Source organism: Ferrovibrio xuzhouensis (genome assembly GCF_042648965.1).
GTDB classification, from domain to species: Bacteria; Pseudomonadota; Alphaproteobacteria; order Ferrovibrionales; family Ferrovibrionaceae; genus Ferrovibrio; species Ferrovibrio xuzhouensis.
Genome location: NZ_JBHRYJ010000001.1, coordinates 1,814,984 through 1,827,026 on the forward strand (window position 1 = coordinate 1,814,984; position 12,043 = coordinate 1,827,026).

Annotated in this window: 12 protein-coding genes; 8 read left to right on the plus strand and 4 right to left on the minus strand. The window is 67.6% G+C overall.

The annotated features are described in order from the left end of the window. Positions 1-93: 93 nt before the first annotated feature. Positions 94-945, minus strand: a complete 852-nt coding sequence (locus tag ACFOOQ_RS09015) for a tetratricopeptide repeat protein (protein ID WP_379724709.1) — start codon at positions 943-945, stop codon at positions 94-96. A 75-nt stretch (positions 946-1,020) separates the two neighbouring features. On the opposite strand from ACFOOQ_RS09015, the gene ACFOOQ_RS09020 reads away from it, so the two are divergent. After that, entirely contained in the window at positions 1,021-1,887 is an 867-nt protein-coding gene (locus tag ACFOOQ_RS09020; RefSeq protein WP_379724711.1) for an SDR family oxidoreductase, read from the plus strand. On the opposite strand, the gene ACFOOQ_RS09025 is transcribed toward ACFOOQ_RS09020, so the two are convergent. Continuing rightward, entirely contained in the window at positions 1,871-2,632 is a 762-nt protein-coding gene (locus ACFOOQ_RS09025) for an alpha/beta hydrolase family protein (protein ID WP_379724714.1), read from the minus strand. The genes ACFOOQ_RS09020 and ACFOOQ_RS09025 overlap by 17 nt on opposite strands. A 154-nt stretch (positions 2,633-2,786) precedes the next feature. On the opposite strand from ACFOOQ_RS09025, the gene ACFOOQ_RS09030 reads away from it, so the two are divergent. The 3 genes from ACFOOQ_RS09030 (at position 2,787) to ACFOOQ_RS09040 (ending at position 5,891) form a co-directional block, all read left to right on the plus strand. Continuing rightward, a complete protein-coding gene (locus tag ACFOOQ_RS09030; protein WP_379724717.1) occupies positions 2,787-3,995 on the plus strand; it encodes a glycosyltransferase family 4 protein in 1,209 nt (402 codons plus the stop codon). Then, complete coding sequence (locus ACFOOQ_RS09035) at positions 3,988-4,965, plus strand: glycosyltransferase family 9 protein (protein WP_379724719.1); 978 nt, start codon at positions 3,988-3,990, stop codon at positions 4,963-4,965. The genes ACFOOQ_RS09030 and ACFOOQ_RS09035 overlap by 8 nt, the downstream gene beginning before the upstream one ends. Before the next feature lie 332 nt (positions 4,966-5,297). Next, positions 5,298-5,891 (plus strand): class I SAM-dependent methyltransferase, encoded by a 594-nt coding sequence (locus tag ACFOOQ_RS09040; protein ID WP_379724722.1) that lies wholly within the window; start codon positions 5,298-5,300, stop codon positions 5,889-5,891. 28 nt (positions 5,892-5,919) lie between these two features. Here ACFOOQ_RS09040 and ACFOOQ_RS09045 read toward each other — a convergent pair whose 3' ends face one another. Next, the gene (locus ACFOOQ_RS09045; RefSeq protein ID WP_379724724.1) at positions 5,920-6,318 is read right to left on the minus strand and encodes a DUF1398 domain-containing protein; all 399 of its coding nucleotides are present in this window, start codon (positions 6,316-6,318) and stop codon (positions 5,920-5,922) included. A gap of 46 nt (positions 6,319-6,364) precedes the next feature. Further along, the gene (locus ACFOOQ_RS09050) at positions 6,365-6,826 is read right to left on the minus strand and encodes a MarR family winged helix-turn-helix transcriptional regulator (protein ID WP_379724727.1); all 462 of its coding nucleotides are present in this window, start codon (positions 6,824-6,826) and stop codon (positions 6,365-6,367) included. Between the two features lie 169 nt (positions 6,827-6,995). Between ACFOOQ_RS09050 and thrS the strand changes: the two genes are divergently transcribed. From thrS to ACFOOQ_RS09070, 4 genes are all read left to right on the plus strand, one after another. Further along, positions 6,996-9,017 carry a threonine--tRNA ligase gene (gene thrS / locus ACFOOQ_RS09055; RefSeq protein ID WP_379724730.1) on the plus strand — a complete coding sequence of 674 codons (2,022 nt, stop codon included), beginning with the start codon at positions 6,996-6,998 and terminating at the stop codon, positions 9,015-9,017. A 38-nt stretch (positions 9,018-9,055) separates the two neighbouring features. Further along, positions 9,056-9,598, plus strand: coding sequence for a translation initiation factor IF-3 (infC, locus tag ACFOOQ_RS09060; protein ID WP_379725390.1), 543 nt, complete (start codon positions 9,056-9,058; stop codon positions 9,596-9,598). 96 nt (positions 9,599-9,694) lie between these two features. Beyond that, positions 9,695-10,687 (plus strand): NADPH:quinone oxidoreductase family protein, encoded by a 993-nt coding sequence (locus ACFOOQ_RS09065; RefSeq protein ID WP_379724733.1) that lies wholly within the window; start codon positions 9,695-9,697, stop codon positions 10,685-10,687. Between the two features lie 116 nt (positions 10,688-10,803). Then, positions 10,804-12,018, plus strand: a complete 1,215-nt coding sequence (locus tag ACFOOQ_RS09070; RefSeq protein ID WP_379724736.1) for a class I SAM-dependent methyltransferase — start codon at positions 10,804-10,806, stop codon at positions 12,016-12,018. Positions 12,019-12,043: the final 25 nt, after the last annotated feature.

Genomic DNA, 12,043 nt, shown 5'->3' on the forward strand with positions numbered 1-12,043 from the left:
ACTTGATCCGCGCATGACATTTTGAATGGGACCCGCGGGTCAAGCCCGCGGGTGACAAAAAGGGAAGGGGGATAAGAAGGCGGTGCCTGGCGCCTACTGCCTGACGTCCATCTGCTCGATGTATTTGCCGGCGGAGACCGCGGCTGCAGTATCCGGTGCCAGCAGGCGCACCTGGAGGAAATCCTTGTGCGCGCCGGCAAGATCGCCCTTCTCGAAGCGCAGGATGCCGCGCTCCAGCAGGGCCTCGGGCGAGCGCGCGTCGATGGCCAGCGCGGTCTCGACGTCTTCCATGGCGCCGGCATTGTCCTTCAGGTGCCGCCGCGCCGCGGCACGCAGGGCATAGGCGTCGTCGCGGGTGGGATCGAGGCTGAGCGCGACGTCGAGATCCTGTCGCGCGCCGTTGTAATCGTCGAGTGCCGCCAGCGCCATGGCGCGGTCGATGCGCAGCTCGATCTGGTTGGGCTGTGCCTTCACGGCGATATCCATCAGCTGGCGGGCGCGCTGCGGCAATTCGGCCAGCAGCCAGGCATTGGCGGCCTGGTCGAGGATCGCCACCGTCATCTGCGGCGCCTGTTTCTCGGCCAGCGGCAGCAGTTTTTCCATGCGGTCGGCGGCATCGGCGTAATGCTTCAGTTCGACCAGCGCCAGCGCGGCGCAATGGCCAGCCGCCAGTCCGCCGCCATTGGCCTGCCAGGTCGTCGCCGTGGCGAAACCGTCTTCCGGATTCTTGCGCACGGCGGCGAGGCAATCCTGGTAGGCGAGCTCGTCGAGCGCGCGGCTGTCGGCCTGGCCGGCCGGGCGGGCGGGCGAAGCCTTGTCAGGAGCGGCGGTGGCGGCGCGCGGCGCGGGGGCCGGCTTCACTTCACCCGCGGCAAGGGCTGGAACGGCCAGCAGCAGGGCAAGGCTGGCGATTGCCGCCGGAGGCACTATGTTGCGGAGATGCATGGCGCGGCACCTTGGCCGCCGGTCATGGCAAAATCAAGGCGCAGCCACGCTTCACGATTCTGGTGGGTCGGTAACATGCCGGTACTGTTCTGTTTCGGACTGGGGTTCACGGCGCAGGCGCTGGCGACGCGGCTTGCCGCTGAAGGCTGGGGCATCATCGGCACCTGCCGCAGCCCCGAGAAAGCCGCCGACCTTGCCGGGCGCGGCTGGGACCTGCATGTCTTCGACGGCAGCGGGCCGCTGGCCGACGCTTCCGTGCTGGCGCCGGCGACGCATATCCTGATCTCGGTGCCGCCGGATGCCGAAGATGATGCAGTCTTGCGCCTGCATGGCGCCGACCTGGCGAGCTTGCCGCACCTGAAGTGGCTCGGCTATCTCTCCACAACGGGAGTCTATGGCGATAGCAAGGGCGGCTGGGTCGACGAGACGACGCCGCTGCGGCCGACCCAGGCGCGCAGTATCCGCCGCGCCGCCGCCGAGGCCGCCTGGCTGAAGCTGGCGGAGCAGGGGGTGCCGGTGCAGGCCTTCCGGCTCGCCGGCATCTACGGGCCGGGCCGCAACCAGCTCGAGGGCGTGAAGCGCGGCACCGCGCACCGCATCGTCAAGCCGGGGCAGGTGTTCTGCCGCATCCATGTCGCCGACATCGCCAGCGTGCTGCAGGCCTCGATGGCGAAGCCCGATCCCGGCGCCGTCTACAACGTGGCCGACGACGAGCCGGCGCCGCCGCAGGAGGTGGTGGCCTTTGCCGCCGGACTGCTCGGCCTGCCGCTGCCGCCGGAAGTGCCCTTCGATGCGGCGCAGCTCACGCCGATGGCGGCGAGCTTCTACGGCGACAACCGGCGGGTGCGCAACGACCGCATCAAGAGCGAGCTTGGCGTGATGCTGCGCTATCCGACCTACCGCGAGGGCCTGAAGGCGCTGTTGGCTACGACGACCGGCTGACCAGGCTCCAGACCGTATCGGTCAGCAGCGTCAGATCCTGCGGCCGCGACAGCCGGTGGTCGCCGTCCTTGATCAGCGTCAGCCTCGTGTCGGGCCCGGTGAAGGCCTCGACGGTTTTTACCGCATGCGGCCACGGCACATCCGGATCGTTCATGCCCTGCAGGATGCGCACCGGCGCGGCAACGGCGACGCCGCCGGCGAGGATGCAGTGGCGGCGGCCCTCGTCGATCAGCGTCAGCGAATATTCGTAAGGCTCGTCGGAGTATTCGGACGGCTCGCGCAGCACGCCGTCGCGCGTGAGGATCGCGCGCTGGTCGGGTGTCATCTGCGCCCACATCAGGTCTTCGGTGAAATCGAGCGCCGGTGCGATCAGCACCAGGCCGGCAGTGCGATCCGGGCGGGCCAGGGCCGCCAAGGTCGCGAGCCAGCCGCCCATGCTGGAGCCGACAATGACCGTTGGCCCCTGGCAGACCGCGTCCAACACAGCCAGCGTGTCGTCTTTCCAGCGGCCGATGCTGCCGTCGAGAAAAGCGCCGTCCGACTGGCCGTGGCCCGTGTAGTCGAAGCGCACGAAGCCGCAGCCGCGTGCCACGGCCATGGCCTCCAGCGCCAGCGCCTTGGTGCCGGTCATGTCGGATCTGAAGCCGCCGCAGAACAGGATTCCGGGCATGCTGTTCTGTGGCGGCGTCGCGGCATAGGCGATGCGCAGACCGTCAGGCGCGGTGAGGAAACGGGTCTCGGACACAGGACTTCTCCGGTAAGTGGGCTTCTCCGGTAACACCAGCTGCATGGCCGGAAAACCGCCGGCCGGGCCATTTCCGCCGCCAGAGGCCGGGCCTATACTGACAGGACAGTTCAGACCCAGTGATCCGATGGCACACGTGATTTCCGACCCTCCCATGGCCAAGGCTGCGACCGCAACCGTTCCGGCGTCTGCCGTCGGGCCGGCCTCCGGTCGCCCGCCGGCGGTCCTGCAGGTGCTGCCGGCGCTGGTGACCGGCGGCGTCGAGCGCGGCACCGTCGACATGGCCAAGGCGCTGGCCAAGGCCGGCTGGGTTTCCTACGTCGCCTCCGAGGGCGGGCCGATGGTGCGCGAGCTGGAACGCGCAGGCGCCAAGCACATCACCCTGCCGCTGGCGAGCAAGAATCCCTGGCGCATGGGCAAGAATACCGACCGGCTGGAACAGCTGATCCGCGAGCTGCCGATCGACCTCGTGCATGTGCGCTCGCGGGCGCCGGCCTGGTCGGTGCGCGCCGCCGCGCTGCGCTGTGGCGTGCCGCTGGTGACCACCTTCCACAATGCCTACAAGTCGCACAACTGGTTCCGCAAGCTGTGGGCCGGGCCGATGGGCAAGGGCGACATGGTGGTGGCGATCTCGGATTTCGTTGCCGAATACGCCCATGCCAAATTCGGCGTCGCCCGCCACAAGCTGGTGACCATTCCGCGCGGCACCGACCTGTCGCGCTTCGATCCGTCGCGGGTTTATCCCGACCGCATCGCGCAACTGGCCCAGCAGTGGCGGCTGGTCGACGGCCTGCCGGTGATCCTGCTGCCCGGCCGGCTGACCCGCTGGAAGGGTCATGCCGTGCTGCTGCGCGCGCTGGCGTTGCTGGCCAAGCAGCGCGGTGCGGCGGATTTCATCGCCGTGCTCTCGGGCGATCATCAGGGCCGCGACTCTTACGTCGACGAGCTGAAGCTGCTGACCAACCAGCTCGGCTTGAACGCCGCGGTGCGGCTGCCCGGCGACTGCAAGGACATGCCGGCGGCCTTCATGCTGGCCGATGTCGTCGTCTCGGCCAGCACCGAGCCGGAAGGCTTCGGCCGCATCGCCGTCGAGGCGCAGGCGATGGGCAAGCCGGTGATCGCCACCGACCATGGCGGTGCCCGCGAAACCGTGCTGCCCGGCGAGACCGGCTGGCTGGTACCGCCGAACGATCCGGCGGCGCTGGCCAGGGCGCTCGACGAGGCGATCCGGCTGACGCCGGACCGCCGGCTGCAGATCACCGAACGCGCCCGCCGCCATGTTGCCGATCACTTCACCGTGGATGCCATGTGCCGGGCTTACCTGCAGGTCTATACCCGGCTATTGTTTCCCGATCATGCCTGACGCCCGCCTGCATCTGCCGCCCGCCACCACGGCGCCGGTGACCGAAAGCATCCTGGTCATCCGCCATGGCGGCCTGCGCGGCATCGTGCAGGCGCTGGGGCCGCTGAAGGCGATCCGCAGCTATCATCCGCGCGCCCGCATTACCCTGCTGACCACCGCGCCCTATGCCGACTTCCTGCGCGCCTCGGGCTATGCCGACATGGTGTGCAGCGATCCGCTGCCGCTGTTCCGGCCGTCGGGCTGGCGCATCCTGCTGCGTCGCCTGCATGGCGAGGATTTCGACCGCGTCTACGACCTGCAATGCTCGCTGCGCTCCAGCCTGTATTTCGGCCTGATGCCGCTGCCGCGGCCGGAATGGTCGGGCACCGCCTGGGGCTGCTCGCGGCCCTATGTCAATCCCGGCCGTGGCCCGCAGCACCCGGTCGAACGCATGGCCGAGCAGCTGCGCCAGTCCGGCATTCCGGTTTCCGGTCCGGCCGAACTCGACTGGGCGGATGCCGATATCCGCAGCTTCGCGCTGCCGCGCCGCTATGTGCTGCTGCTGCCGGGCGGCCGGCGCCACAAGGGCGCCAATGCCTTCTGGCCGCCGGATCATTACGCCAAGCTGGCCCGTGCGCTGGTCGCCGACGGCATCGCCCCGGTTCTCATCGGCGATGACGGCGATGCCCCGGCGATCGGCAAGATCGCCGCCGCGGCGCCGGGCAGCATCGATCTGGCCGGCCGCACCACGCCCTTCGATCTTGTCGCCATGGCGCGGGCTTGCCTGCTGGCGGTCGGCAACGACACCGGCGCGCTGCATCTGCTGGCGGCGGCCGGCGCGCCGACCCTGGCGCTGTTTTCCGCCGTTGCCGACCCGGCGCTGGCGGCCCCGCGCGGCGATCTGGTGCGCATCCTGCGCGCCGCGGCGCTCCGCGTCGTGCCGGTCGAGGAAGTGCTGGCGGTGCTGGCGCAGATGGAACGGCCCGCCTAGGGTCGGGCGCAGTGGCGGTTTTCCGCCGCTGCCTTGTTCCTGCCGTTTTTCATGACCACGGTCGCGCCGGGTTGTCGCAGGACAGCGGATTGTTTCAGCGGGTTGTTTCAGACAGGCATGAAAACGGCGATGCTGCAGCGCGGCAGAGGGTCGCGGGCGGGCGAAAGCCCGGCGCTCCGGCTTGTCGGGCCGGAACGGCTGGCTATCATCGTCGCGCGCCGGGGCAGGCTGACAGTCCGGTTGCACCAGACCACCCGACTATACCGCCATAGAAGGGAGACTGGCCGGCCGCCGCGGCGTTTCGCTGCCGCGCTGCCGCCACGGACCGCATCATGACCGCCACGCTCGCCGTTGCCGATACCCTTGCCTTTTTCCGTGCCTGGCTGGCCGATCCGCTGCAGGCCGGCGCCGTGCTGCCCTCCGGCCCGGCGCTGGCCGAGCTGATCACCGCCGATATCACCCCGGAAACCGCGCCGGTGATCGAGCTGGGTCCCGGCACCGGCGTGTTCACCCGCGCGCTGCTCGAACGCGGCGTGGCCGAACACGATCTCGTGCTGGTCGAGGCCGGGCCGGATTTCGCCCGCCGGCTGGCGCGGCGCTTTCCCGCCGCCCGCCTGCTGGCGATGGATGCGGCACGATTGCACAGGCTGCCGCCCCTCAAATTTTCGGATGGCGAGGGCCGGCTGGCTGGCGCCGTGGTCAGCGGCCTGCCGATGCTGTCGATGTCGCCGCGCAAAATGTACGCCATTCTCGGCGGTGCCTTCCGCCACCTGCGGCAGGACGGTGCGTTCTATCAGTTCACCTACGGCCCGCGCTGTCCGGTGCCGGGCGCCGTGCTCGACCGCCTCGACCTGCGGGCGCAGCGCATCGGCGGCGTCTTCGTCAACCTGCCGCCGGCCTCGGTCTACCGGCTCAGCCGCCGCTGAACGACGGCGCTCTCGCGATCCGGGCCGGCTAGGGGCTACCCGGAAAGTGTTCGGTATGGGTTTCGCCGGTGCGGCCGTAATAGAGCACGCGCCGCCCCGGGAAAGAGACGAGATAGCCGGCGCAACCCGCGCCGGCCACCCTGGCGCAGAAGCCGTGATACGTGTAGCCCGGCGCCATTGCCTGGGCGGCGCGGATCGCATCCCTGACGATGGCCGCGTCGAACAGCGCCGCCACCGGCGCCGTCGGCGCGGTTTCCAGGCGCAGCGTCTCGCCGTCTGGCCGGTAATAGATGCGGGCGGCATGGCGGAAATCGACGGCATAGCCGTCGAAACCGGCCGCCACCAGCATCGCGACGCTCTGCGGAAAGGGGATCGTGTCGTTTTCGGCGCCTGCGAGCGCGGTGCGGGCGATATCCTGCCAGGTCATGGGTTTCGTCTTTCGTGATGATAGAGGCGATGAAAACGGCCGGCGGTCAGTCGACGGGCAGGGATTTCAGGCCGTGGCGTTCGACGATCCCCTGCAGGATGCGCAGCAAGGCCGCGCGCTCCTTCGGCGCCAGGTGATCGAAGAATTCGGCATCATTGGCATCGGCGAGTGCTGCCAGTTCGGGCACCAGGCGGCGGGCCTTCGCGGTCAGCGTCAGGGTCTGGGCGCGGCCGTCCTGCGGATCGGCGGTGCGCAGCAGCAGCGATTTGGCGATCAGCCGGTCGGCCAGCCGGGTGACGGCGCCGCGCGTCATGCCCATACGGTCGGCAAGGCGGCTGGGGGCGAGGGGTTCCGCGTCCAGCAGGCGGCGCAGCAGCACCCATTCCGCCACCGTCACGCCATGGGCCTCCACCTTGCGGGCGAAAGCCTGCGAGACATGGTTGGACACATAGCGCAGCCAGTAACCCATATGGGCGGTCAGGTCGGAAGCGGGGGCGGCCGGAGGCATGGCGATCCTTTTGTTGATAAGGAAACTATAACGATAAAGTTTCCTTATCAACTACCTTCTCCACCCGGTGATGATCTGTCCGATTCAGCCGGATCCGGCCGGCTCCCGGCCCCGGCTTGACAGGGGGGGCGGGAAGGCTAGGCTGCGCCCCCTTGGAGGTCCCCTGATCATGTCGCAACCCGCTGTTTCTCCCGGTTCTTCCGGCGCCGATATCCGCGTCACGCTGCCCGATGGCAGCGCGCGAACGTATCCGGCCGGCACCACCGGGGCAGGCGTCGCGGCCTCGATCGGCGCCGGGCTGGCCAAGGCGGCGCTCGCCATCCGGCTGGACGGCGCGCTGAAGGACCTGGCGACGCCGATCACGCAGGATGCGAAGCTCGAGATCGTCACGCTGAAGGACAGGAACGAGGCCGAGCTGCTCGAGCTGATCCGCCACGACGGCGCCCATGTGCTGGCCCAGGCGGTGCAGGAGCTGTTCCCCGGCACCCAGATCACCTTCGGTCCGGCCACCGAGGACGGCTTCTACTACGACTTCGTGCGCGACGAGCCGTTCACGCCGGAGGACTTCGGCAGGATCGAGCAGCGCATGGCCGAGATCGTCAAGCGCGACCTGCCGATCACCCGCGAGGAATGGCCCGCCGCCAAGGCGGTCGAGTATTTCAAATCGATCGGCGAGACCTACAAGGCGGAATGGGTCGACGAAATCGCCAAGCGCGGCGAGGCGATCTCGATCTATCGCCAGGGCGATACGTGGCTCGACCTCTGCATGGGGCCGCATATGCCGTCGACCGGCAAGCTGCCTGTCGCCTTCAAGCTGATGAAGGTCTCGGGTGCCTACTGGCGCGGCGATGCCAGGAACCGCCAGCTGCAGCGCGTCTATGCCACCGCCTGGCGCGACCAGAAGGAGCTAGATGCCTATCTGAAGCGCCTCGAGGAAGCCGAGAAGCGCGACCATCGCCGGCTCGGCAAGGACATGGGCCTGTTCCACCAGCAGGAAGAGGCGGCCGGCATGGTGTTCTGGCACCCGAAGGGCTGGACGCTGTATCGCACCCTGGAACGCTACATGCGCAACCGGCTGGAGCGCGCAAAATATCAGGAAGTGAAGACGCCGCAGCTGGTCGACCGCAAGCTGTGGGAGGCCTCGGGCCACTGGGAGAAATTCCGCGAGAACATGTATATCGCGGAAAACGAAGAGGGCATCCGCGATTACGCGGCCGACGACAGCCAACGCATCTTCGCGCTGAAGCCGATGAACTGCCCCTGCCATGTGCAGATCTTCAACCAGGGCCTCAAGAGCTATCGCGACCTGCCGCTGCGCATGGCCGAATTCGGCTCCTGCCACCGCTTCGAGCCGGGCGGCGCGCTGCATGGCATCATGCGGGTGCGCAACTTCACCCAGGACGACGCGCATATCTTCTGCACCGAGGACCAGATCATCTCGGAGAGCAAGGAATTCTGCGACCTGCTGCAGGCTGTTTATACAGATATGGGTTTTACTGATATCAAGGTGAAATTCTCCGACCGTCCGGCCAAGCGCGCCGGCAGCGATGCGACCTGGGACAAGGCGGAAGCCGCGCTGAAGGATGCCTGCACGGCATCGGGCCTCGACTACACGCTGAACCCCGGCGAAGGCGCCTTCTACGGACCGAAGCTGGAATTCGTGCTGCGCGACACCATCGGCCGCGACTGGCAGTGCGGCACCCTGCAGGTCGACTTCGTGCTGCCGGAACGGCTGGACGCCGATTATGTCGGCGCCGATGGCGCCCGCCATCGCCCGGTGATGCTGCATCGCGCGATCCTGGGCTCCTTCGAGCGCTTCATCGGCATTCTTCTGGAGCATTACGCCGGTCGGCTGCCGCTGTGGATGGCGCCGCTGCAGGCCGTGGTCGCACCGATCGTCTCCGACTGCGACGACTATGCGCAAAAGGTCGCCGATGCACTCGATGCCGCCGGCCTGCGGGTCGATACCGACCTGCGCAACGAAAAGATAAACTACAAGATCCGCGAACTCAGCCTCGCCAAGGTGCCGGTGATCCTGGTGGTCGGCAAAAAAGAGGCCGAACAGGGCACCGTGACCCTGCGGCGGCTGGGCGAGGAAAAGCAGGAAACCATTGCTTTGGCCGACGCGCTTGCTAGATTGACCACCGAGGCCCGCATGCCGGGTGCCCCGGCACCGGCTATTTCGGCCTAACCCATTGATTTTGCTGCAACTGCTTTAAGGAGCGCGTCATAGCACGTCCACCTCTCAATGCCCCGCCGACGCCGAAGACCGACGGACCGCGGGTCAATCACGAAATCGACGTCCCCAATGTCCGCCTGATTGACGCCGAAGGCGAAAATCGCGGGGTGGTCACCATCCGCGAAGCCATGCGTCTGGCCGAAGAGGCCGGTCTCGACCTTTGCGAGATTTCGCCCACTGCGCAGCCGCCCGTTGCCAAGATCCTCGATTACGGCAAGTACAAGTACGAGGCCCAGAAAAAGGCCGCCGAGGCGCGCAAGAAGCAGAAGATCATCGAGCTGAAGGAAATCAAGCTGCGTCCCGGCATCGACACGCATGACTATGACGTGAAGATGAAGGCGATGAACCGCTTCCTCGACGAAGGCGACAAGGTCAAGGTGACCCTGCGCTTCCGTGGCCGCGAGATGGCCCACCAGGAACTCGGTGCCAAGCTGCTGGATCGCGTGCGCGACGACGTGGCCGAGAAGGCCAAGGTCGAGCAGTTTCCCAAGATGGAAGGCCGCCAGATGACCATGGTGGTCTCGCCGAAATAACGGCCATGCCGATGGCGCCGGAGTCACTTCCGGCGCCATTTCTGTTTCTGCCGCCAGGCACAAAAATCAGCCAAACAAAATTCAGGGAGTGAAGTGATGTCGGCGACCAGTGTCAAAGCCATGGTTTGCAATGCCTGGGGCGGGCCGGACAGCTTGGTCCTCGCCGACCTGCCGCTGCCGGCCCTGGGTCCCAAGGACGTGCGCATCAAGGTGCATGCCGCCGGGCTGAACTTCCCCGATACGCTGATGATCGCCGGCAAATACCAGGTCAAGCCGGCCTTTCCGTTTGCGCCCGGCATGGAATGCGCCGGCGTGATCGATGCCGTCGGCGACAAGGTCACCGAGCTGGCGCCCGGCGACCGCGTGATGGCGACCACCGGCAACGGCGCCTTCGGCGAGATGGTGAACTGCCCGGCCGCCAGCGTGTACAAGATTCCCGACGCGATGCCCTACGAGATCGCCGCCGGTTTCCCGATCACCTATGGCACCACCTGGCATGCGCTGGTCGATCGCGGCCGCATGAAAAAGGGCGAGGTGCTGCTGGTGCATGGCGCCGCCGGCGGCGTCGGGCTGAATGCCGTCGAACTCGGCCATGAACTCGGCGCCACGGTGATCGGCACTGTGGGCTCGGACGAGAAGGCCGCCATCGTCAAGCAATACGGCGCGGCGCATGTCATCAATTACTCGAAAGAAAGCATCAAGGACCGCGTCAAGGAACTGACCGGCGGCAACGGCGCCGACGTGATCTATGACGCAGTCGGCGGCGATGCCTTCGACCAGTCCTTGCGCTGCATCGCCTGGGACGGCCGCCTGCTGGTGGTCGGCTTTGCCTCGGGCCGCATCCCGGAAGCGCCGGCCAACCTGGCGCTGATCAAGGGCTGCAGCATCGTCGGCGTGTTCTGGGGCGCTTTCGCGGCGCGCGATCCGCAGAAGAACCGCGCCAATTTCGCCGCCCTGCTGGCGCTCTACGAGCAGGGCAAGCTGAAGCCGCATGTCTCGGCGACCTTCCCGCTCGGCCAGGTGCCGCAGGCGATGCAGGCGCTGCTGTCGCGCAAGACCACCGGCAAGGTGGTCATCACGGTTCCCTGATTGGCAGACAGCTGCTGAAAAATGGGATGCGCGGGTCAAGCCCGCGCATGACAACGCGAGATACGGTTTTTGTCACCCGCGGACTTGATCCGCGGGTCCCATTTGGTGGGTGCCGCATGACCGGGTCGGTCAAAGACCAGTACGAGGCCTATCCCTATCCGGCGCGTGACCCGGAAGACGAACGCCGCCGGCTGATCACCGGCAGCCCGAGCTTCCTGCCCGAGCTGAACCATTACGTCTTCGCCGGCCGGCGCGATTTCCGCCAGCCGTTCCGCGCGCTGGTCGCCGGCGGTGGCACCGGCGACGGGCTGATCCACCTTGCGCAGTATCTCCAAGCTTCCGGCGGCGGGCATGAGGTGGTCTATCTCGATCTTTCGACAGCGTCGCGCGCGGTGGCGGAAGCCCGTGCCAAGGTGCGCGGGCTGACCAACATCCGCTTCGTCACCGGATCGCTCGACGATCTCGCGACCCTGGCGCCGGGGCCCTACGACTACATCGACTGCTGCGGCGTGCTGCATCACCTGCCCGATCCGGCGGCCGGGCTGGCCGCGCTCACCGCGCAGCTTGCCGAGACCGGCGGCCTCGGCCTGATGGTCTACGGGGCTTACGGCCGCGGCGGCGTCTATCCGCTGCAGGCGGCGTTGCGCCAGCTCACCGGTGATGATGCGCCGGCAGAGAAAATCACGCTGGCAAGGAAGCTGCTGGCCGAGCTGCCGGACGGCAACGAATTCCGTCGCAATCCCTTTGTCGGCGACCATACCACCGGCGATGCCGGGCTGTATGACCTGCTGCTGCATGCGCAGGACCGCGCCTATACGGTACCGGACCTCGCCGCGCTGCTGGCCGGGGCCGGCCTTGCGGTCACCGCCTGGATCGAGCCCTGCCGCTACGACCCGCTGAGTTACCTGAAAGACGAATCCTTACGCGTCCGTGCCGCCGCATTGCCGCCGCTCGACCAGGCGGCGCTGGCCGAACGCCTGAGCGGCGCCATGAAGACCCATGTGGTCTATGCTGTGCCGGTGTCGCGGGCGGCGGAGGCGGTTGCGCAGCCGGCGCGCGACCTAGTGCCCTGGCTGAACGGCGTGCCGGCGAAAGCGCTGTCGGAGACCTTCGCCAAGCGCGGCGAACTCGCCATCAGCTTCCACACCGAACGTTTTGTGTTTCCGGCGCCGCCGCGGGCCGCCGGCATCGCCGCGCTGATTGATGGCCGCCGCACGCTGGCGGAGATCGCCACGGCCCTGTCGCTCGACTGGAACGAATTTGTCGGGCTCTACGCGCCGCTGCACCATCTGCTCACCGGCATCAACAAGCTGTATCTGCGGTTGCCATAGCAGGCGCCATCCTTACACTGGGCAG